Genomic DNA, 21,171 nt, shown 5'->3' on the forward strand with positions numbered 1-21,171 from the left:
CAGGACCGTCGGCACCCTCTGGGATACCATCGGCAGTCTCCTCGACCGCTTCAGTCCGAGCGAGTGCGCCGCCTACTTCCAACACTGCGGCTATGCACAGTCAGGGCAATAAAGGTCTAGCCGCATGCCCAGCCCCTTTCGCTGCTGCTGTGCGGATCGGGCCGCTGCACTGCCATTCTTAGCCATGGTCGCTACCACGCCACCTTTCGCACGCCCGGCGCCGGCCTCAGGGCCGCGTCCTCTGCGCCGCAAGCAGCCGGCTCATGCCCGGCAACGACATCTTCCGGCCGGCCAGCAGCGCGAGATAGGCATCGCTGTCCTCGGCGACCTGCCCCAGCCCCGCGCGATGCGCCCGCAGCCCCGCCGCCATGCCGGCCGGATGCGTGGTGGCCAGCCACGCGCAGAAGGCGTCGGGCCGCAACGCCTGCAGGCCGTGGCGCGCCAGCACCGGCCGCGGGAAGTCGGCGATGTTCGCCGTGACGATCCAGCGCGCCTCGGCCGCCACCGCCGCGGCGATGACATGGGCGTCCCTGCGCTGGCGCTCCGTCCGGCAGAGCGCCTGGATGGCCGCGAGGCAGGCCGGGTCGGGCACGCATGAAGCCGCCGGGAAGGCCCGCTGCAGCAGCGCCTGCCTGAGCAGGCAGCGCTCCCAGGGGATGCCGCGGCGGCGGTGCAGGCTGTGCATCCACTCGGCATGGATCTCCGCCGACCAGGCCGGCTCGAACAGCCCGGCCTCGGCCAGGTGCAGCAGCAGGTCGGTCAGCCTGCCCCGGAACAGGACACAGGCATCAAGGACCGCAATATCCGGGGCGGCGGTCAGGGATCGACCTCCTCGGAGAGCCGGAGGAGGCGCTGCAGCGCATCGCGCCGGTCGGCCGCGCACCGGTCCCGCCAGGCGATGACCGCCTCCCGCGGCATGTGATCATCGCCGGCCCCGGCACCGCCTTGCAGTGCCCCCTGCGCGATCAGGCGCCGCAGGCCGGGCCGGGACAGGCCGAGGAACGCGGCGGCCTCCGCCAAGGTCATGGTTTCCACGGGGGCGTTCAGGGGCTGTGAGGAATTCACGGTATGGCTCTCCCGCTTCGCGGCCGATCGGCGGTCCGGTCTCAGCACCATGCGCCGCAGTCTTCCATGGTGAGCAGATGCGGGCGTCCGGGCATCCACGCCCGCCCGCGGCCTTTCCTCCGGTACGGGGCGCGACCCGACCGCCCCGCCGCAAGCTAGAGCAGATCGCCGGAGGCCGTGAACGACCGAAGGCGTGACTCTGCTCGGAAAACAAGGAGCACCAGCGGATGAGCGTTCAGTTCTGAACGCAATCCGCTGTAGCCGATGCCGGCCAGGTCGGCGAAGCGGCGCACTTCCGGCTCGCTGCCGCGTTGCCACGGGGCCAGCAGGAGAGGGCGAATGAGCGAACCGCCGAAGGGCCATCAGGAACGCATGAACACCGCGGATCCAGCCTCCAGGACCACCGCCGAGACGGTGCAGCAGGACAACATCACGAAGAACCCGAAGGCCAAGGTGCCGTCCGACCTCTATCCCGACCCACCCGGGGTGACGGACAGGACGCCGGGCGGCCGGGACGACTGATCCCCACTTTTGGGGCGGGGTTGCCCACCCGGCCGCCGCGCCAGCCTCGGCCGGAGGGCTCTCACACCAGGCCGTTGGCGCACCCGGTTGGGACGAGGCCGCTGGCCTAGCCGCCGGAAGCGTCCCGGAGGGCAGCAACGGCCCGCCCTGCCCTCACCCTGAGCGCGGTCCTGAACCTGGCGAGGACCCGTTCGATGGGGCTCCGGTCAGGGCCGCAGGGCGGGGGCAGAGGATTCGCGCTCCGGCTGTCTCGGGGGCCTGGCGGACGCCGTGACGCATCATGACGGCCCGCACGCGTCACGGTGCGTGCGGCGCCAGGGCTGAACCTCGCTGCCGGCGCCCCCGGAATCCATCCGGTACCCCGTCAAGCCGCCGCGCGGCCAATGCGGCGGACACCGAGCCGCCCGAACAGCGTCCGGCCCAGCCAGATCGAGGGCCGTTCCGCCAGGTGGAAGAAGCCCCAGGCGAGCAGCAGCGAGAGCAGCACCGCAGCAGCCAGCACCGTCCAGAGCGGCAGGCCGGTCGGCGCCAGATGCAGCGCCGCGAGGATGACCGGGACATGCACCAGGTAGAGGCTGAAGGAAACCTTGCCGATCCAGGCCAGCGGCGGCCAGGCCAGTCCTGCCTGCGCGCGCGCCGAGGCCAGCACCAATGCGATCAGCAGCGCAGCCCCGGCGGCGTTGAACAGATCGATCACCAGCCCCGGCGCTGGAACCAGCCAACGGACGTTCAGCAACAGGTAGCAGAAGGTCAGCAGGCCGAGCCGCGCGCGCGGCGCCATGTCCGCGATCTGCGCCGGCAGCCTTGTCCCTTCCCGCGCCAGCAGGACACCCAGCATGAAATGCGGCACAAAGATCAGCGTCGAGAGCCAATTGCTGCCGACCAGCCGCATCTCCGCCACCGCCAGGGCCGCACAGGCAAGGCTCGCCGCCATGGCCATGCCCGGCCCTGCCGCCGCGAGCATGACGAGCAACGGGAAGAGCAGCGAGATACGCCATTCGTAATGCAGGGACCAGAGCGGGCTGTTCAGCCCATAGGGCTCCTCCAGCAGCAGCGCATGCGATGCGATCAGTCGCGGGGAGACCGTGTCGTTCCAATGGCCGGTCACCCATTCGCTCACCTCCGGCTGCGATACCGGCCCTAACAGCTCAGCCAGCAGGGCAACCGGCAATGCAATGGCGATACAGGGCAGGAGCAGCCGGCAGGCGCGCCGCGTCACGAACGGCAGGTAGGGCTGTGGACTGCGCAGGAAGCCCTGCGCCAGCACATAGCCACTGAGGACGAAGAAGAGGATCACCGCTTCCCGCCCGCTCCAGAGCAGGCTCGGCGGCGTCACGGTCAACAATCCGATGGCAAGCGGATCCTGCTCGGTCCGGAAGAAGGGCACGCCCTTGCCTCCGAGCGTTTCATAGAGCGAAGGCCAGACCAGCAGGCAGTGATAGATCATGACCGAGAAGGCCGCCACGCCGCGCAGGGAGTCGAGCGCATGAATGCGAACCGCATGGTCGGCTGCTTGCGAGGCTTCAGCATGTTTCCCCAAGATCGAGACATCCTCCTGCCTACCATCAAGGCTTGCGGGTTTCGTGCGATTCACGCCCGGATACCCAACCGTGCTTGCACAGCGCCGTTGCGGAACCCGTCCCGACACACTCGCGCGTGGCCGTGCCGCTGATGGGCGTTCAGGCATAGGGGCAACGTTCCATGCATCGGCTCCGCCCGGCGTTAAGCGGCCAGTGCCAGCCGTCGCCTGGACCTGGCGTCTGGCCGTGATCGACAATCCGGGTGCCGTTCATCCCCCAGGCCGCCACCTCGCTGCCCTGGCCGCGCCAGAGGATGTCGGAGCGGGCGTCTCCACCGAATCGGCCGCTGTATCCTGCGGCGCTGTCCCGCACCGCTCTGGAACCGCCTTCGTTCCGCAATCCCGCCGCCGAAGCACGAGCAGGCATTCCGTCATTGTCGCAGACCGCATTGCCTTCGGCCGGAGCGTGGCGGCCAAGGCGCATGTCGGTCGGGGAGAGAAAAACGGGCAAGAGGCTCCCGGCGGCCACACTGGCCGGCGAATGCCACGACGGGATTCGGATGTGCACGGAGGAGCCCAGCTGCTGGGGCGCAGTGCCCTGGTCACGACGCCAGTGTCCCGGCGAGCCGAGCCGATGGCGTGACGGAAAGCCGGAAGGCCGGCGCGTCACGCTAGGTCAGGGCGGCGTGGTGTCTGCAGCGAAGGACATGCAGCCATCCTTAACCAGGTACAGCGCCTGACGTCGAGGTGGAGAAGCAGTGAATGCCCAAGACGTTATCCGAGAGGGGCGGCAGGCCCGGAATCCGGTGTTGGTGGGCAGCCTTCCGCGGGCTTGAGCCTTTTCGCGAGTGGGCGTCGGCGCGACATCAGGTTGGATTGCATCATTGCGGCCGGCCTCCCGACGTGACTTTCTCCACTCGCTGGCCGCCGCAGCAGGCATGGGGGCGACAAATGCCCGCATGCGGGAAGACGGCACTATGCGCCCGGCGCAAGCGGCACGGGCGGCACCAGCAGGCGACAGACGCGCGGCTTAGCGCCGCAGCCTGCCCCTGATGCTCCCCGTGACCGCTGCACGGCTCATCGCCGTGAGGTCACGCCGAGTACCCGGTCCCTCGCCTTGCGGATGCCGGCACGCACCGCGGGATGATTCTTCAGAAGGTCGCGCAGCACATCCGGGAAGTGGCCGTCGGTGAACCACCAGCGAAGCAACTCACCGGTGCATGCCGCGCGCTCCATACCATGCGTGTTCTTCCGCACGACGCTGAGGTAGTGGCGGTAGACGCCAAGATGGTACATCGGGCTCTCCACGCGGGTTGACACAGCCGTGTCGAGCCACAATGCGGCCTGCGAGCGGTCTCCCAGCAATACGGCACGGGTGTACCGCTGATCATGCTCGCGGTGGAGAAAGAGTGGCTCCGGAACGCAGGCCCAGGGGCCGCGCAGCGCCATCTCCGCCAGCAACACGCGATCCGAGCCGCTATAGGTTCCATGCAGGTCGGATCCGACCAGTGCGGCACGGCGGAACAGGCCGAAGAAATCCTCGCATTCATGGCGGGTGTGAATGACCGCAGCGAGGCGGCGCGCGGCGCCGGGCGCATCGATGCCCGGAAAGTGGTTGCAGTAGACCCGCTGCACGTCGTCATCGGGTCCGATCTCCGCAATGCCCGTCGTGCACAGAACGACACCTGGTGATGCGTCGAGCACAGCTACGGTGCGGGAGAGGTAGTCGGGTGCCAGGCAGTCATCGTGGGCTGCCCATTTGAAGTAGGTGCCTTGAGACAGCTGGAAGCAGCGGTCGTAATTGGGCCCCGCCCCGAGGTTCCTCGGGTTGCGGAAATAGCGGACCCGCGGATCGGCCTGTGCATACCTGGCGCACATCTCGGCGGTCCGGTCGGTCGAGGCGTTATCGCAGACGATGAGTTCGAAATCCTGGAAGCTCTGCCCCAGAATCGAATCGATGGCCCGCGCGAGATAGCACTCCCCGTTGAATACCGGCAGGCCGATGCTGACGCGCGGTGCAGCCTTGGTGATTCCGCCGTGTCCCCCGCCCAACGGTTCGGCTGGCATGCTCTCGGCAGACGGGTGCAATGTTATGTCCTGCGGCATCGCGGAAGCGATCCTTAGCCATGACGTCTGGGACGGACAGCATTGAAGCTGCCCAGTGCTGGGCGCGGATGCACCATTCGCCTCCCCATGGAGGCGTTGCGGACGCCCTTATGGCGGCGTCGGGCTCGAGGCCAGTCCCGGGATGAACAGGCAAGGCTGCACGGCGTTGAGCAAGGACCGCTTTCCGGCAGGAGTGCCGCTGCCTTCATAGATTGATTCAGATCGTGGGGCAGTAACAAATCGGCCATCCAGGGCGGTGATCACCGCCCCTGGTCTTCGGCGGCGCCCTGCACTGCCCGCTCGCCATGTCGCGTCAACAGGTGCTGGCCTGCACCTTGGACACGAAACCGGTGGCGCGCCTTGACGGGCGATGCCGTCCGGACAGCTGTCGCCCGCGCCCGCGCCCGCGCCGGCGGCGCGAGCCTGGCCAACCCGTCCAGCAGACGGCCGATCCCGGGGTGGCGCTCCGCTGGCAGGCAGCGGGCCGCCTGTTCTGGTTGGTCGCCGCGAGCGCGATTGCGCTGCCGCTCGCGCATCGTGCCCGCCATCGGGCGGACCGAATGGGTCATGACCGCTGTCAAATTGGCATTGTGCAGCGCAGCAGTCCTCTGCTACGAGCCTCAGCGCATGATCCTCGGGCCGCCGTAACTCACTATTCCGCTCGCGCCCGTGCCTCTCGGCACCGGCGGATGCGTTGAAGCCTGCCCGTTGGGGCGGGACAGCCGCCTTATTCCCAGAGCATCTCCGGTTCCACGCGCCGACGCGCTGCGCCGCGCGGCGTCGCCCATGGAGTCTGTCCGCATGTCCCTTGCCCGGCTCCGTGCCGAATGGTTCCCGAATATTCGCGCCGAGATTCTGGCCGGCACCGTCGTCGCTCTCGCCCTGATCCCCGAGGCGATCGCCTTCTCGATCATCGCCGGCGTCGACCCGAAGGTCGGCCTCTACGCCTCCTTCTGCATCGCGGTGGTGATTGCCTTCGCCGGCGGCCGGCCGGCCATGATCTCGGCCGCGACCGGCGCCATGGCCCTGGTCATGGTCGACCTCGTGCGCGACCACGGTCTGCAATATCTGCTTGCGGCCACCCTCCTCACCGGATTGCTGCAGCTCATCGCCGGCGCCTTGCGGCTTGGCATTCTGATCCGCTTCGTCTCGCGTTCAGTCATGACCGGCTTCGTCAATGCCCTGGCGATCCTGATCTTCCTCGCGCAACTGCCGGAACTGATCGGGGTCGGCTGGATGACCTACCCGATGGTCGCAGCCGGACTCGCCATCATCTACCTCCTGCCACGCCTGACCAGGGCGGTGCCCTCGCCCCTGGTGGCGATCGTGGCGCTGACAGCCGTCTCGATCATCTTCGGGCTCGAGGTGCGGACGGTCGGCGACATGGGGGAACTGCCCAGCGACCTGCCGACCTTCCTCCTGCCCGAGGTGCCCTGGACCCTGGAGACGTTGCGGATCATCCTGCCGGTCTCCGCCACCCTGGCCGTGGTCGGGCTGCTTGAATCCCTGATGACGGCGTCGATCGTCGACGACCTGACCGACACCCCTTCCGACAAGAACCGCGAATGCCTCGGCCAGGGCACGGCCAACATCGTCGCCGGCTTCTTCGGCGGCATGGCCGGATGCGCGATGATCGGCCAGTCGGTCATCAATGTGAAATCCGGCGGCCGCGGGCGGCTCTCGACGCTCTGGGCTGGCGGTTTCCTGCTGTTCCTGATCCTCGTGCTGGGCGACATGGTGCGGCAGATCCCGATGCCGGCCCTGGTGGCCGTCATGATCATGGTCTCGATCGGCACCTTCTCCTGGAAGTCCCTGACGGATCTCCGCCTGCACCCGAAAAGCTCCAGCATCGTCATGCTGGCGACCGTCGCGGTGACGGTGGCGACGCATGACCTGGCGCAGGGCGTGCTGGTCGGCGTGCTGCTCTCGGGCATCTTCTTCGCCCGCAAGGTGGCGCGGCTGTTCCGCATCCGCTCGGAACTCTCGGCCGACGGCCTGACCCGCACCTACGCCGTGACGGGGCAGGTATTCTTCGCCTCGGCCGAGGCCTTCAGCGAGGCCTTCGACTTCCGCGAGGCCATCGAGCGCGTCACGATCGATGTCTCCGGTGCGCATATCTGGGACCTGACGGCGGTGGCGGCGCTTGACCGCGTGGTGCTGAAGTTCCGCCGCGAAGGCACCGAGGTGGAGATCCTCGGGATGAACGAGGCGAGCGCGACCCTGGTCGACCGCCTCGCCACCCATGACAAGCCGGGCGCGCTTGAGCGCCTGACGGCCCACTGAGGAGGCCTTGCACCATGCCCGGCATTCTGGCCTGCACCGATGGCTCGATCTACGCCGACAGCGTCTATGACCACGCCGCCTGGGCGGCACAGCAGCTCGGTGGCGCCGTCGTGCAGGTGCTGCACGTGCTCGACCGCGCCACCGCCGAGACCCCGGCGGACCGCAGCGGTACCCTCGGCTTCGACGCCTCCGAGGAGTTGCTGCGTGAACTGGCCGAGTTGGACGCCGCGCGTGGCCGGGTCGCCATCCGCCGTGCCCGCGTCCTGCTTGCGGCCGCGGAGGCGCGGCTGAAGGCTGCCGGCGTCGCCGAGGTGGTCCTGACGCAGCGACACGGCTCCCTGGTCGAGACGGTCACGGAGTTCGAGGCGGGCGCCGATCTCATTGTCATCGGCAAGCGGGGAGAGGCGGCCGACTTCGCAATCGGCCATCTCGGGGCCAATCTCGAGCGCGTGGTACGGGCAAGTGCAAGACCGGTGCTCGTGGCCTCTCGCGCCTTCCGCCCGATCAGGCGCTTTCTGATCGCTTATGATGGCGGGCCGGCGGCACTGAAGGCAGTGGATTTCGCCGCGCGCCAGGCAGCACTCAGAGGACTGGAATGCCACCTGGTCACCGTGGCGCCGCAGGGTGGCGCGGGCGCCATCCTGGACCAGCCGGCCGAATTGCTGCGCCGTGGCGGGCTGACGGTGACGGCGCAGACCCTGCATGGCGAGCCGGAGCAGGCGATCGCCGCCCATGTGGGCGCCGTCGAGATCGATCTTCTCGTCATGGGTGCTTACGGCCACAGCCGCATCCGCACCCTGCTGGTCGGCAGCACCACGACAGCGATGCTTCGTGCCTGCCGGATTCCGGTGCTGGTCTTCCGCTGAGTGGATCCGACGCGCTCAGCCGGAGCGGCCATCCGGAGTTGCGCATGGTCTTCCCGGCCCGCTCGTGGCCGGGAGGCAGGCTGGCGGGTGGCTTCACAGTTCGTGGTGATGACGTCAGGCAGCCTTCGGCACCTCCACGGCGACGACCGGCGTGGTCTGCCGGTCCGGCGGCGAAGCCGGCGCCGTCGCCATGGCGCAGTCTCCCGAGCGAAGGACGACGGATCGGCCATGCTCGCTGAGATGCCGGCCGCGCTCATAGGGCCTGGGCGTGGGTCGCCCGCGCTGCCGCCGGCTTGGTGCGATGGCTGCTACAGCGGATTGCGTTCAGAACTGAACACCAATCCGCTGCAGGTCATTGATTGCAGAGAGGAGTCACGCTCCCGGGCGTTCACGATCGTCCGCAACCTGCTCCAGGCCGTGCGCGCGAGGATACCGACGGGGCGCTCTGTCGCCTGCTTGATGTTATGGAGCACCGCTTTTCCTGAAAGCTGACATGCCGCGCGGTGCCGATGGCCCCGTCCCGGGCCGCACGAACCCGAATTCCGGTTCTCGACAGAGCCTTCGATCGGATTGCGATCCGGCCGGCCTCAGTCCCGGTCGTGGGGGGCCACCCGGCCGTAGTGGATCATGCACGCTTCCGGGAGCGGGGGGCCGGTAGCCGCCCCCGGGGCATCTTCCCGGCCCGATGCACCGAATGAAGGGCCTGGTCGGTCCTGGTTCGACAGATGAGGCCGGACATGGCCTCCCCCCACCGCTACCAGTTCTGTTGCCTGGAGCACCGAGGCGGGCAGGCAGACGCCTTGCGACCCATTGAGGAGATTGGCGGACCCGATACGATTCGAACGTACGACCTTTGCCTTCGGAGGGCAACGCTCTATCCAGCTGAGCTACGGGTCCGTTGAGGGGCTCTCTAACCTGCCTTGCGGCGCAAAGGAAGCCCCTTCGGCCGCTCTGTGATCGCGGAACCCAATTCCTTCCGGCCGCGCCGCACAGGCCATGCCCGGGCTGTTCCGCGCGGCGCGGCGTCAGGCCGGGGGATCGCCACTGCTTCCGGCCGGGCAACCGGTGCTCCGCCCACCGCGTTGGCCGCCGGACAGGGCGGAGGCAGGCATGGCGGAGCCGATGAAGCTGAAGGCGGAGGGCGTGGCAGCCACCCCCTTTGAGATCCCCGGATCGCGCGGGCAGTTCCGCATCCAGATCCTGAACGAGGATGCCGGGCGCGGCGTCGTCACCAGCATCGTCCACATCCCCCCCGGCGGCTTCATCCCGGCGCATTTCCACGAGGCCGGGCCGGAGATGCATTTCGTGCTGTCCGGCGACCTGATCGAGCACGGCGAGCGGCTCGCCCCCGGCGCCTTCCTCACCCATGCGCCCGGCGTGGTGCACGGCCCGCATGAGAGCGAGGGCGGCGCCCAGGTGCTGACCGTGCAGTCCTGGCAGTCGCATGAGGGGCAGTTCGATTTCCACATCGCCGAGGGCGAGGCCACCGGCGGAGACCAGCCGCAGGGCGGGGCGCCCGCCGGGGATGCCGGCGAGGCAGGCGAAGCCCTCGCCAGCGAGGGCATCCCGAAGCGCGACGAGGGCGGCTCCCCGCAGGAGCGCAAGGCAACGGAGCAGTCGCTCGGCCGCGGCTACGGCTGAGCCGGCACCCCTATCTGTGCCCTCCGGCCCGCCGCAGCACGGCGCAGAGGCGGGAGAAGCTGAGCCAGAAGGCGCCATGGCCCGGCGCCTCCTCCGGATCGGGGCCCTGCCGCGGCTCGCCCCGGCGCAGCAGGCCGAGCCGCGCCTCGAACCGCCCGCGCATATTCTCCAGGAAGGCGTCGCTGGCGCCGAGATACTGCTCCAGCAACTCGGCTGCGATCTCGATCTCAAGGCCCGGACGCCCGGCCTGGGTGAAGCGCTTCAGCGCCCGGCTGTCCCGCGCCAGCGTCAGGTGCAGCCGGTGCAACTCGGCCAGATGGCGGGCGATCTGCAGCCGCGCCTCCCGCGCCTCCTCCATCAGCGTGTCGCTCTCGGGCATCCTCCCTGACCCTTCTCCGGGGCCTGCAGCCTGCATGGCCAGGGCTGAAGGCGCGCTTAACGCCCCTGCCGCGCGCGATAGGCCGCCCAGTCGGCATCGCTCCAGTCCAGCATGGCGTCGCTGCCCGATCGCGCGCCGCCCAGGAAGCGCTTGCCGCCATCGATCACCACCGTCTCCCCGGTGATGTAGGCCGCCATGTCGGAGACGAGGAAGGCAGCTAGGTCGGCGAGCTCCCGGTGCTCTCCCACGCGCCGCAGCGGGATGCCGCGCTCGACGGCGCCGGCCGCCTCCACCTGCAGCCGGGCCGTCGCGTCCGGCGTCGGGACGTTGCCGGGTGCGATGGCGACCAGCCGGATGCCCTTCGGCCCCCACTCCACCGCCAGCGACTGCGTCATCGCCAGCACCCCTGCCTTCGCCATGGCCGAGGGCACGGTGAAGGCGCCGCCCTGCAGGGCCGAGAGGGTCAGGATGGACAGCACCGTGCCGCCGCGCCCTGCCTCGATCCAGCGCCGGCCGCAGCCCAGGGTGCACCAGGCGCTGCCCTTCAGCACGATATCCACCACCGCATCCACGGCGCGCGGCGAGAGGCGATGGGTCTGCGCCAGGAAATTGCCGGCGGCATTGTTCACCAGCACGTCGAGCGGCCCGCGCGCCCAGATGCGGTCCAGCATCGCCTCCACCGCCGTGGCGTCGCGCACATCGCAGCGCTCGGTCGCCAGCTCGGCGCCGAGTTCCGCGCGGAAGGCGGCGGCCGTCGCCTCCAGCACCTCGGCGCGCCGGCCGCAGATCGTGACCGCGGCGCCGAGTTCGACGAAGCGCCGTGCCATGCTGCGGCCGAGGCCGGTGCCGCCGCCGGTGACCAGGATGCGGCGGCCAGCGAGGGTATCGGGCGAGAGCATGTCGGACTTCCCCTTGTTCTGCGGGTATCCGGGGGGATCGGCGTTCGATCCTGAACGCCGATCCCCCCCGGCTTGTTGGCCATAGAGCCGATCCGCGCGCCCGGGCCTCCCCGCCCCTCCGCGATCCGCTGCGGTGCCGGCCCCGGCGGCCCCGCGCTTGACCGCCCGCGCCGCCAGGGCGAGCCTGCCACGGAACGTCCGGGAAGGAACATGCCGCGATGCTGCCTCTGCAGGGCATCAAGGTGCTGGAGATCGGCCAGAACCTGGCCGGCCCCTATGCGAGCGAGATCCTCGCGATGCTCGGCGCCGAGGTGGTGAAGATCGAAAGGCCGGAGGGCGACGACGCGCGCGGCTGGGGGCCGCCCTTCCATGCCGGCATCGCCTGCAGCTTCCATGCAGTGAACCGCAACAAGCGCAGCGTCGCGCTGGACCTGAAGGACAAGGCGGCGCTTGCCTGGCTGCGCGACTTCGTCCGTACGCAGGACATCTTCGTCCCGAACATGCGGCCGGGATCGCTGGACGCCTTCGGCCTGGGGGCGGAGGCGCTCCGGGCGCTGAACCCGCGCCTGATCTACTGCTCGCTGCACGCTTTCGGCGCCAAGGGGCCGATGGCGCTGAAGCCGGGCTATGAGCCGATCGTGCAGGCCTTCGCCGGCATGTTCAGCGTGAACGGCCTGGCCGAGGCGCCGCCGGCGCGCGTGGGGATGCAGGTGCTCGATCTCGGCACCGGCGTCTGGGCGGCGCTCGGCTGCCTCGCCGCCCTGCAGCGCCGGCACCACACCGGCCAGGGCTGCACCGTGGATACCTCGCTCTTCGAGACCGGCCTGGGCTGGATGGCGCAGCATGTCGCCGGCTTCAACGAGAGCGGCCGGCAGCCGCCGCGCCACCGCACCGGCAACCCGAAGCTCATCGTCTTCCAGGCCTTCGATACGGCGGATGGCGAGATCGTGGTCGCCGCCGCCAATGACCGGCTCTTTGCCAAATTCGCCGCCGTGCTGGGGCACCCGGAATGGGGGAGCGACCCGCGTTTCCGGACCAATGCCGACCGCATCGCCCATCGGGACATCCTGCTGCCGCTGCTGGAAGCGGAGATGGCGAAGAAGACCAGCGCCGAATGGAGCGACGCGCTGGAGGCGGCGGGCATCCCCTGCTCCCCCATCCACGACATCGCGGCGGTGAAGGCGCATCCGCAGACGGCGGCGCTCGGCATCATGCAGCCCATGCCGGGCTATGGGCTGGAGGGGGTGGCGCTGCCGGTCTCCTTCGACGGGGAAAGGCCGCCGGTCACGACCGGTGCGCCGGCGCTGGGCGAGGCGAATGCAGAGTTGGGCGCACCGAGGCCCGTCACCACCCCGGGCTGAGCACAGGCCGGGCTCTCCCGGCCCATGCTGTCGTTGCAGTTCCATATGGGCTAACTGCAGGCAATCTCAACTTCAGGTTGCCAATCCTCATGCTTTGCTGGCTTGCGGCCCCGCTGATGAGGCGCCGGCTGCTCCCTGCGCTGTTCGTCCCCGTGGCACTCGCGCTCGGGCTGCTGCTGGCGCGGCTGACGCCCCCCTTCCAGAACCCCGACGAGTTTGCCCATCTGCTGCGGGCGGAGCAGGTCTCGCGCGGTATCTGGCTCGGCCAGCGGGTCGATTGCGCCGCCGCGCCGGATCCGGGTCTTTGCCGGCTCAGCGACGACGTCGCGTTCGGAGTGGTACCGGGGCGTGCGACGACCGGCGGGATGGTGGATGCCGGGCTGCTCGAACTCGCCGCGGTCTATCGCGACCTCCCCTTCCAGCGGGACCGGAAGGCCACACCGGCCATGGCGGATGCCGCGATGCGCATCGGCTGGACCGGCCGGCTGCATCCGGCGGCCTTCACCAACACAGCCGTCTACCCGCCGCTGCTGTACCTGCCCGCCGCGGCCACGCTGGGCACGGCGCGCATGGCCGGCATGCCGCCGCCCTCAGCGTTCCGCCTCGCCCGCGCGGTCAACCTCCTCATCGCCATCGGCCTGGCGGCCCTGGCGCTCCACCTGTGCGGGCGCGGGCGGGCCAGCATGGCGGTCCTGCTGGTGCTGCCGATGACGCTCGCCCTGGGGGGGTCCATCGCACCGGACGGCATGCTGATTGCGGGTGCCGCGCTCGGCGCCTCCATCCTCTCCCGGGCCATGCAGCGCGAAGCGGGTCTGTCCTGGGGAGCAATCCTCGGCTTCGGCGCGGTGGTGCTGGCCCTGGCGCTGGCGCGCCCGCCATACCTGCTGCTCGGCCTGCTGGCGCTGGCGGCACCGGCGGCGACGCCGCTTGGTCCTGCCGGATCCTGGCCGAGCCGCCTCCTGCGGCTCGCCGTGCTGCTGCCCGCAGGCTTGGCGGCACTGGGCTGGATGGCCACAGCCGCACCGGTCATGGTGCCGGTCCAGCTTCCCGAGGTGCAGCCCGACCTCACGGCGCAGGCGCGGTTCCTGCTCGAACACCCCTTGCGCCTGCCGGAGATCCTGGCCCGCACCGCGGCCGTCTCGGGCGCATCCATCCTACGGCAGGCGATCGGCGTGCTGGGGTGGCTCGACACGCCGCTGCCGGGTCTCGTCTACCTCGCCGCCATCATGGCACTGGTGCTGGCGCTGGCCGCGGATGGCGGCGGCCTGGATGGTCGTCCCGGGCCGGAAGGCCGGGCGGTCCTCCTCGCCGCCGTGGTTCTGGCCGGCACCGTGACGGCCATCGCACTGGCGCTCTACCTGTCCTACTCGCCGGTCGGGCATCCGGTCGTGCAGGGCATCCAGGGCCGCTATCTGCTGCCGCTCCTGCTCCTGGCGCTGCCCTTCCTGCCGCGCCTGGTGCCGCCGCGGCCTTGGTCGGGACCGGCCGCCGGCCTCGGCATCGTCGCGCTCATCCTCTGTGTCGGCCTGCTGGTGCCGGCCCGGCTGATCACGCGCTATGGCTGGCCCTGAGCCATCGCCGCCTCACGCCGGCAGCGGCGCCGCCTCCGGCGCCAGCCGCGCCGGGATGCCGTCATGCTCGCCGAAATCGGGCGCCAGCGGCCGGCGCGGATGGACCGTCAGCCACAGCCGCACCATCAGCCGGCGCCTCTCCGGCTCGGGCCAGTCCTCGAACTCCGTCCGGGCATGCGTGGTGACGTAGTTGTTGCAGAACTGCATGTCCCCGGGCTCGAGCATCATGTCGAGCCGCATGTCCTCCCGCGCCGAGAGGTCCGACATCAGCTCCAGCGCCTCCCGCTCCTGCTCCGTCAGCGGCACGCCGCGGCGCTGCGCGCCGGTCTCGATCGGGTTGCGGATGAAGCGGCAGGAGAGCACGCCCCCGGGGCCATCGGGCCAGCGGCTGAAGACCGGGATGGGTCGCGGCGTCACGCCGTTCGGGTTGTCCGCCGCCTCGCGCTCGGAATAGTGGAAGCCGCGATAGAGGACCGGCAGAAGGTCCGGCCGCGTCCGCAGGATCTCGTTATGCACCGCCATGGTGCTGACGACGGAGGAGAGCCCGCCCGCCTTCGCCCGCCTCTGGCAGAGCAGCCCGACCAGGTCGCAGCGGTCGGTGTGGAAATCCAGCCGCGCCCTGGTCTGGTAGCCGCGGGTATTGGCGGAACCGTAGGTGCGGCCCTGGTCGAAGACATGGCCCAGCATCTCGCCATGGGAGTTCTGCGAGACCGCGGTGCCGAGATGCGTGCCGATGCCCCAGAAGATCGCCTCCCGCTCGGCTTCCGTGAACCGCCCCGCCGGCAGGCCGCGCAGCACGAAGAAGCCGCGGCCGCTCTGGGCCTCCCGCAGCCACGCCGCCAGGCGCGGCGCCAGCACGGGCAGCGGGAAATCCGCGCGGCTGATGGCGGTGGTGGCGAGGCCACGGGCCTGCACGCCGCGCAGCGCGGCCGCCAGATCCTCGACCTCCGCCGCGGTCAGGGTGCCGATCCAGCCGGCATCATTGGCGATCTCCGCGCCGCGCCAGGCGCTGGCATCGGTCACGGGGGCATGGTCGCTCATGGCGGTTGTTCCGGAGGTTTCCCTGGGGGCGGGAAGCTTCCGCCGCTTCCCGCACCCGCGCAACACCCCCTTCGCGCCCTGCCCGAAGGCTGGTTGAATGCCTGCAAGAACATGCTGGAGGGTCCGAGGATGACGTCCCATGCCGCGCTGCGGATCGCCCCGGTCCGCGCCTCCGTCTCGGAGGCCGAATGGCAGGCCCGCCTCGACCTCGCCGCCTGCTACCGGCTCTGCGAGGGCTACGGCATGTCCGACATGATCTACACCCATATCACCGCGCGGGTGCCGGACAGTCCGGGACATTTCCTGATCAACCCGAACGGCATGCTCTTCGGCGAGATCACGGCATCGAGCCTGCTGAAGGTCAGCCTGGAGGGCGAGATCCTCTACAGGCCGGACCTGCCCTATGGCCTGCACCCCGCGGGCTTCACCATTCACAGCGCCATCTACCGCGCGCGGCCGGACGCCATGGCGGCGATGCACACCCACACCGTCGCGGGCATGGCGGTTTCCGCCCTCACATGCGGGCTGCTGCCGCTCACCCAGACCGCAACGCGCTTCTACGGCCGCATCGCCTATCACGACTTCCGCGGGCCGGAGCGCGACCCGTCCGAACGCGACGCGCTGGCCAGGACCATCGGCCCGCTGAATTACTGCATCCTCCGCAACCACGGCCTGCTGACGCTGGGTGAGAGCGTGGCGGAGGCCTTCATCGCGATGTGGGGGATGGAGCGCGCCTGCCAGGCCCAGCTTCAGGCCATGGCCTGCAACACGGAGCTGAACATCCCCTCCGACGAGGTCGTGGCGAGATCCTGTGCCATGTACGACCCGCCGAACAGCCGGCGCTACGGGTTGCTGGAATGGCCGGGGCTGCTGCGCAAGCTGGATCTCGCCGACCCGTCCTGGCGGGACTGAGCGCGGCCGGGGGCATCCGCAGGCAAGGGAGGGACAGGAGCAGATGAGCCGCACCGTAGGCCGCGTCCTCGCGGAAAGCCTGATCGCGCATGGCATCGACACCATCTGGATGGTGCCGGGCGAGAGCTTCCTCGGCCTGACCGATGCGCTGACCGAGACGCCGGAGGTCCGCCTCATCGTCTGCCGGCATGAGGGCGGCGCCGGCTTCATGGCCGTCGCCGATGGCCGCATGCAGGGCGGCCGCGCCGGCGTGCTGCTGGTTTCGCGCGGCCCCGGCCTCTCCAACGCCATGGTCGCGCTGCACACGGCCTGGCACGACGCGACGCCGCTGGTCGTCCTGTGCGGCCAGGTGGAGCGCAAGGATTTCGGCCGGCTGGCGCTGCAGGAGCAGAACTACGGCAAATTCCTCTCCGACGTCACCAAGGACGTGATCGAGGTGAACGAGGTGGTGCAGGCCAGCGAGAGCATCGCCCGCGCCTTCCACCTGGCCGAGAGCGGCACCCCCGGCCCCGTCGCCGTCATCCTGCCGGAAGACATCTTCGACGAGCCGACGGACGCGCCGCTGGCGAAGCCGCGGCCGCGGGTCTTCGGCGGACCGCGCGAGGAAGACCTGGACCAGCTCGCTGGCATGCTCGCGCGGGCCGAGCGGCCGCTGGTCTGGGTCGGCGGGGCGCTGGCCAATGCCGATGCCGCCACGCTGGAGGCGTTACGGCAGCTCGCGGAGCAATGGGTGCTGCCCGTCTCCCCCACCCATCGCCGGCCGCAGCTCTTCGATGCCACGCATCCCCATTACGGCGGCTATATGGGGATCCGGGTGCCGAAGCAGCTGCTGGAGGAGATGCGGAAGGCCGACCTGCTGGTTGCCCTCGGCGAGCGCATCACGGATTCCGTCAGCCAGTCCTACAGCTTCCCGACCGCACCGGATCCGCAGCTTCCGCTGGTGCAGGTCTGGCCGGATGCCAATGAGATCGGCCGCGTCTTCCGCCCCGATCTCGGCATCGCGGCCGAACCGGCCGCGGTGATCCGTGCCCTGCTGAAGCGCGGCGCACCCGCGGACGCCGCGAAGCGTGCCGGCTGGGTCGCCGGGCTGCACGGTATCCATAGCCGGCTGATGGCGCCGGACTGGGACAGCATGCCGGATGGGGTCAATTTCGCCGCTGTCTGCGTGGCAGTCGCCAGGCACCTCGCGCCGGATGCCGCCATCACCTCGGATGCTGGCAATTTCTCTTCCTTCATCCACCGCTATATCGGCTTCCGGCCGGGGCAGAATTTCCTCTCCTCGGTCGTCGGCGCCATGGGCGCGGGCGTGCCGATGGCGGTCGCGGCCGCCATCCGCCGGCCGGGGAGGCAGGCCGTCGCCTTCGTCGGCGATGGCGGCGCGCTGATGACCGGCAACGAGATCGCCACCGCCATGCAGTATGGCGCGGCGCCGATCATCATCATCTCCGACAACAAGCGCTACGGCACCATCGGCATGCACCATGAGGTGCGTTATCCGAACCGGCCCTATGAGAGCGCGGTGCGGCTGACCAACCCCGACTTCGCCGCCTGGGGCCGCGTCTTCGGCGCGGAGGGCATCACCATCGCCTCCGAGGCGGAGGTGGAGGACGCCATCGCCCGCGCCTTCGCGGTGAAGGACCGGCCGGTGGTGGTGCATGTCCACAGCTCGGCCGAGCAGATGAGCGCCTGGCGCCGGCGCGGCGCGGCACGGGTGCACGGGTAGCCGCCCGGGCCGGGCGCGATGCCGCCCGGCACAATGCCAGGCTGCACGATGACCGGCCTGCGGTCGCCGGAAGCGGCGCCGGCGCCTGAGGCCGCATGGATGCGCCAGCATTCGTGCAGGACAGCATGATCCCCGACCTGGCCGGTTGGGGCACCGCCACCACGCCGGCCTGAGGGGGCGGGAGCGGATCATCGTCGCTGGCCTCGACCCGCCGGAAACGGGATTGGCGGCGATCCCGGGACGGATCGCGGCGAAGGCCGGGACATCGGCGCGGGCGCTGGAGGAAGCGGGGTTCAGCCCGGACCGAACCCCGGCCTCGCCCCGGCCACTACGCCTCCACGAAGACCTCGCCTTCCTCGACCTTCACCTGGTAGGTCGCGACCGGCACCTCCGCCGGTTCGTTCAGCGCGGCGCCGGTGCGGATGTCGAAGCAGGCCTGGTGCAGCGGGCATTCGAGCTTGCCGTCCTCGCAATAGCCGTCCGACAGCAGCGCGTATTCATGCGTGCAGATGTCGTTCACCGCATAGATGCCGTCCTCCAGCTTCACCACGGCGATGGAAAGATCGCCGATGCGGACGGCGAGCGGCATGTTCTCGGCGAGATCCGCCTCGGCGGCGACACGGTGCCAGGCTGCCATGCTTGCTTCCCCCTCTGGTCCCGCCGAAATTACCGCGCGCCGCCGCCGCTGTCGAACCGCTCAGGCGGCGCTGGCCGCCGCGGCGGTTGCGTTCTCGTTCACCGGCGCGGCCTGCCGCTCCGACCAGGCGGAGAGGGCGACGAACTCCACCGGGTCATGGGTGCAGAACACCACCACCGGCGAGTCCGGGTCGCGCGCCAGCAGCCGCACCCGCTTCTGCTGCGCCCGGACCAGCGGGCCGCTCCAGGCCATCGCGGCCTCATAAGCCGCGCTGCCGGGCGGGCAGTGCGGCGCCTCGGCATGGATCTCGGCGCGGTTGAAATAGGTGTCGCCGGCATGCAGCATCCAGCCGCGTGGCCCCTCGATGGCGACGCCGGCATGGCCCGGCGAATGGCCCGGCAGCGGCACCAGCGCGAATTCCTGCGGCAATCCGTCCAGCCGCAGCACCGCATCGAAGCCGAACCAGCGCCCGACTTCCCGGTCGGAATAGGTGCGCCAGCGGCTCGTATCGCCCCATTGCACCGGCCGGTAGCGGGTGCGGCCCAGCACGCCCTCCCGCGCCCGCGCGGCGCGCGCCTCGGCCTCCATCAGGTGCACCGTCGCCTGCGGGAAATCCACCAGCCCGCCGGCATGGTCGAAATCCATATGCGTCATGATGATGTGCCGCACATCGCTCGGGTGCAGGCCCATCCGCTTCATGTGCCGCAGCATCGTGCGGTCCGGATCGTAGCGGAAGCGGAGCAGGGCGCTGTTCACCGCCGGCAGCCGGCCGGCCGGGCGGATCATGTCGCGCAGGCCGAGGCCGGTATCCACCAGCACTACGCCGTGCCGCGGCGTCTCGACCGCGAGGCAATGGCAGGTGAGCCGGCCGATCGCGCCGGGGCTCACGCCATCCATCAGCGCGCCGCCCATCGGGCGCGCCGGCCCGCAATCGAGGTGGTGAATCCGCATCGGCCGTCCCTCCGTTCCAGCCGAGGGGAACGGGGCCCGGCCGCGCGGGTTCAGCCGGCCCGGCCGCCTCCCTCCCCGGCCTCCCGCCCCAGCACCCAGTCGCGGAACAGCGCCAGGTCGATATTGCCGCCGCAAAGGACGAGTCCGACCCGCCTGCCGGCCATCCGTCCCCGCTCCTGCAGCAGCGCGGCCAGCGGCGCGGCGCCGGCGCCCTCCGCCAGGTTGTGGGTGTCCTGCCAATAGGCCCGGATCGCCGCTGCCACCTCGGCATCCGTCACCGTCACCACCCGCGCCGCGCCCCGGCGGATGATCGCCAGCGCCGCCGGGTCCGGGATCCGCACGGCCATGCCGTCGGCGCGGGTCTGCGCGCTCTCCACCGTCACCACCCGGCCGGCGGCGAAGGAGAGCGCATAGGCCGGCGCCTCGGTGCTCTGCACGCCGATGATCTCGGTGCGGAGGCCGAGCAGGTCGCGCGCCAGAATGCAGCCACAGATGCCCGAGCCGAGGCCGATCGGCACATAGAGCGCGTCCAGCGCGGGCGCGCCGCGGAAGAATTCCAGCGCATAGGTGGCGACGCCCAGCACCAGGTCGGGCGCGAAGGACGGCGCGAATTCCAGCCCCTCCGCCTCGGCCAGCGCAGCCGCATATGCCCGCGCGGCATCGAAATCGGCGCCATGCTCCAGCAGGCGCGCGCCCTGCGCCTGCATCGCCGCGTTCTTCTCCGTGCTGTTGCCCTGCGGGACCACGATCGTCACCGGCACGCCGTGCCGCGCGCCGGCATAGGCCAGGCTCTGGCCATGGTTGCCGCGGGTCGCGCTGACGACGCCGCGCACCTGCGGCCGCTCGCGCTTCAGGCGGTCCATATAGACCAGCCCGCCGCGGAGCTTGAAGGCGCCGGTCGGCGTGTGGTTCTCGTGCTTCACCCAGACCTCCGCCCCGGTCCGGGCGGCCAGCAGCGGCCAGGCGTATTGCGGCGTCGGCGGGAAGGCGCGGTGCACCAGGGCGGCGGCGGCCTCGAGGGCGGGCAGGTCGAACAAGCGGGACTCCGGAACGGCGATGGGCGGCGGGCGTTGCCCGTGCAACGGCGCAGTCTAGCGAAAGGAGCCCGCATGCCCATCGAGGTGGAAAGCAGCCAGTGGACCGGTTCCTACGACGACCAGCCCATGGCGAGCCCGATCGTCTGGGGCGAATTCGCGGAACGGGCGGCGCTCGACCAGGCCGCGGAGCGGCTGCAGTCGGAGGCATGGTTCCGGCAATCGATCGCCGAGGCCGAAACCGGCCAGCCCGGACCGGCCGATAATGAGCAGGTGATCATGCCGGACGAGGACCCGAAGGGCGCCGAGCGGCGCAACCTGCGGCAGAACTTCGTCGGCATCGGCACGGCCTCCACCTCCATGCTCGCGGCCGGGATCGTGATCGCGACGGGCGGTGCGGCCCTGCCGGCGGTGGCCGCCGCGGCCGCGGCCGGCGGCGCGACGCTGGCGGCCGGTGAGGCCGCGGGTGCAGCGGTGCCGGAGACCGGCACCGGCCGGCGGCCGGAGGGCACGGAAGAGGCAGCCCGCTCGGAAGGCCCGGCACTCGGCATCCATGCCGCGACGCAGGACCTGCGCGAGAAGGCCGAGGCCTTCCTGCAGCAGGCCGGCGCGAAGCGGGTCTGGGTGCAGGAAACACCCTCGGGCTGACCGCCCCGCCCTG

20 protein-coding genes and 1 tRNA gene are annotated in these 21,171 nt (G+C 70.5%); 9 read left to right on the forward strand and 12 right to left on the reverse strand.

Translation table 11 applies throughout. The features are described from left to right. Window positions 1-226 precede the first annotated feature (226 nt). Together LHA35_RS21070 and LHA35_RS21075 are read right to left on the reverse strand one after the other, a co-directional pair. The gene (locus tag LHA35_RS21070) at window positions 227-883 is read right to left on the reverse strand and encodes a PIN domain-containing protein (RefSeq protein WP_226611770.1); all 657 of its coding nucleotides are present in this window, start codon (window positions 881-883) and stop codon (window positions 227-229) included. After that, window positions 817-1,026: a helix-turn-helix domain-containing protein gene (locus LHA35_RS21075; RefSeq protein ID WP_226611771.1), complete on the reverse strand. Its 210-nt coding sequence runs from the start codon at window positions 1,024-1,026 to the stop codon at window positions 817-819. Before LHA35_RS21075 ends, LHA35_RS21070 begins: the two co-directional genes overlap by 67 nt. Window positions 1,027-1,404: 378 nt before the next feature. Between LHA35_RS21075 and LHA35_RS21080 the strand changes: the two genes are divergently transcribed. Beyond that, window positions 1,405-1,587 (forward strand): hypothetical protein, encoded by a 183-nt coding sequence (locus tag LHA35_RS21080; RefSeq protein WP_226611772.1) that lies wholly within the window; start codon window positions 1,405-1,407, stop codon window positions 1,585-1,587. Between the two features lie 364 nt (window positions 1,588-1,951). Here the strand turns inward: LHA35_RS21080 and LHA35_RS21085 are convergent, their stop codons facing one another. From LHA35_RS21085 to LHA35_RS21095, 3 genes are all read right to left on the reverse strand, one after another. After that, window positions 1,952-3,274: an acyltransferase family protein gene (locus LHA35_RS21085; protein ID WP_226611822.1), complete on the reverse strand. Its 1,323-nt coding sequence runs from the start codon at window positions 3,272-3,274 to the stop codon at window positions 1,952-1,954. A 909-nt stretch (window positions 3,275-4,183) separates the two neighbouring features. After that, window positions 4,184-5,212, reverse strand: coding sequence for a glycosyltransferase family 2 protein (locus LHA35_RS21090; RefSeq protein ID WP_226611773.1), 1,029 nt, complete (start codon window positions 5,210-5,212; stop codon window positions 4,184-4,186). A 260-nt stretch (window positions 5,213-5,472) separates the two neighbouring features. Next, on the reverse strand, window positions 5,473-5,781 hold the full coding sequence (locus LHA35_RS21095) for a hypothetical protein (RefSeq protein ID WP_226611774.1): 309 nt from the start codon (window positions 5,779-5,781) through the stop codon (window positions 5,473-5,475). A gap of 232 nt (window positions 5,782-6,013) precedes the next feature. Between LHA35_RS21095 and LHA35_RS21100 the strand changes: the two genes are divergently transcribed. Next, window positions 6,014-7,495 carry a SulP family inorganic anion transporter gene (locus LHA35_RS21100; protein ID WP_226611775.1) on the forward strand — a complete coding sequence of 494 codons (1,482 nt, stop codon included), beginning with the start codon at window positions 6,014-6,016 and terminating at the stop codon, window positions 7,493-7,495. 14 nt (window positions 7,496-7,509) lie between these two features. Beyond that, window positions 7,510-8,361 carry a universal stress protein gene (locus LHA35_RS21105; RefSeq protein WP_226611776.1) on the forward strand — a complete coding sequence of 284 codons (852 nt, stop codon included), beginning with the start codon at window positions 7,510-7,512 and terminating at the stop codon, window positions 8,359-8,361. Window positions 8,362-9,181: 820 nt separating this feature from the next. On the opposite strand, the gene LHA35_RS21110 is transcribed toward LHA35_RS21105, so the two are convergent. Then, window positions 9,182-9,258: transfer RNA gene (locus LHA35_RS21110), tRNA-Arg, on the reverse strand. Between the two features lie 213 nt (window positions 9,259-9,471). On the opposite strand from LHA35_RS21110, the gene LHA35_RS21115 reads away from it, so the two are divergent. Continuing rightward, entirely contained in the window at window positions 9,472-10,002 is a 531-nt protein-coding gene (locus LHA35_RS21115; RefSeq protein WP_226611777.1) for a cupin domain-containing protein, read from the forward strand. 10 nt (window positions 10,003-10,012) lie between these two features. On the opposite strand, the gene LHA35_RS21120 is transcribed toward LHA35_RS21115, so the two are convergent. After that, the gene (locus LHA35_RS21120) at window positions 10,013-10,381 is read right to left on the reverse strand and encodes a hypothetical protein (RefSeq protein WP_226611778.1); all 369 of its coding nucleotides are present in this window, start codon (window positions 10,379-10,381) and stop codon (window positions 10,013-10,015) included. A 56-nt stretch (window positions 10,382-10,437) separates the two neighbouring features. Further along, window positions 10,438-11,280, reverse strand: a complete 843-nt coding sequence (locus LHA35_RS21125; protein ID WP_226611779.1) for an SDR family oxidoreductase — start codon at window positions 11,278-11,280, stop codon at window positions 10,438-10,440. Between the two features lie 218 nt (window positions 11,281-11,498). Here LHA35_RS21125 and LHA35_RS21130 point away from each other — a divergent pair, with 218 nt between their 5' ends. Then, window positions 11,499-12,641, forward strand: coding sequence for a CaiB/BaiF CoA transferase family protein (locus tag LHA35_RS21130; RefSeq protein WP_226611780.1), 1,143 nt, complete (start codon window positions 11,499-11,501; stop codon window positions 12,639-12,641). 116 nt (window positions 12,642-12,757) lie between these two features. After that, window positions 12,758-14,212: a DUF2142 domain-containing protein gene (locus tag LHA35_RS21135; RefSeq protein ID WP_226611781.1), complete on the forward strand. Its 1,455-nt coding sequence runs from the start codon at window positions 12,758-12,760 to the stop codon at window positions 14,210-14,212. A gap of 12 nt (window positions 14,213-14,224) precedes the next feature. Here the strand turns inward: LHA35_RS21135 and LHA35_RS21140 are convergent, their stop codons facing one another. Beyond that, window positions 14,225-15,253, reverse strand: a complete 1,029-nt coding sequence (locus tag LHA35_RS21140) for a TauD/TfdA family dioxygenase (RefSeq protein WP_226611782.1) — start codon at window positions 15,251-15,253, stop codon at window positions 14,225-14,227. A 129-nt stretch (window positions 15,254-15,382) separates the two neighbouring features. On the opposite strand from LHA35_RS21140, the gene LHA35_RS21145 reads away from it, so the two are divergent. Together LHA35_RS21145 and LHA35_RS21150 are read left to right on the forward strand one after the other, a co-directional pair. Further along, window positions 15,383-16,165: a class II aldolase/adducin family protein gene (locus tag LHA35_RS21145; RefSeq protein WP_226611783.1), complete on the forward strand. Its 783-nt coding sequence runs from the start codon at window positions 15,383-15,385 to the stop codon at window positions 16,163-16,165. 43 nt (window positions 16,166-16,208) lie between these two features. Next, window positions 16,209-17,888, forward strand: a complete 1,680-nt coding sequence (locus LHA35_RS21150) for a thiamine pyrophosphate-dependent enzyme (protein WP_226611784.1) — start codon at window positions 16,209-16,211, stop codon at window positions 17,886-17,888. 328 nt (window positions 17,889-18,216) lie between these two features. On the opposite strand, the gene LHA35_RS21155 is transcribed toward LHA35_RS21150, so the two are convergent. From LHA35_RS21155 to LHA35_RS21165, 3 genes are read right to left on the reverse strand one after another with little or no spacing between them, the layout of a single operon-like run. Then, a complete protein-coding gene (locus LHA35_RS21155) occupies window positions 18,217-18,525 on the reverse strand; it encodes a non-heme iron oxygenase ferredoxin subunit (protein ID WP_226611785.1) in 309 nt (102 codons plus the stop codon). Window positions 18,526-18,585: 60 nt separating this feature from the next. Further along, complete coding sequence (locus LHA35_RS21160) at window positions 18,586-19,476, reverse strand: MBL fold metallo-hydrolase (RefSeq protein ID WP_226611786.1); 891 nt, start codon at window positions 19,474-19,476, stop codon at window positions 18,586-18,588. Between the two features lie 50 nt (window positions 19,477-19,526). Next, window positions 19,527-20,513, reverse strand: a complete 987-nt coding sequence (locus LHA35_RS21165; protein WP_226611787.1) for a threonine dehydratase — start codon at window positions 20,511-20,513, stop codon at window positions 19,527-19,529. Window positions 20,514-20,585: 72 nt separating this feature from the next. Between LHA35_RS21165 and LHA35_RS21170 the strand changes: the two genes are divergently transcribed. Then, on the forward strand, window positions 20,586-21,158 hold the full coding sequence (locus LHA35_RS21170) for a hypothetical protein (RefSeq protein WP_226611788.1): 573 nt from the start codon (window positions 20,586-20,588) through the stop codon (window positions 21,156-21,158). The last annotated feature ends 13 nt before the right edge of the window (window positions 21,159-21,171 follow it).

The sequence above is a fragment of the Roseicella aerolata genome, from assembly GCF_020523605.1.
GTDB classification, from domain to species: domain Bacteria; phylum Pseudomonadota; class Alphaproteobacteria; order Acetobacterales; family Acetobacteraceae; genus Paracraurococcus; species Paracraurococcus aerolatus.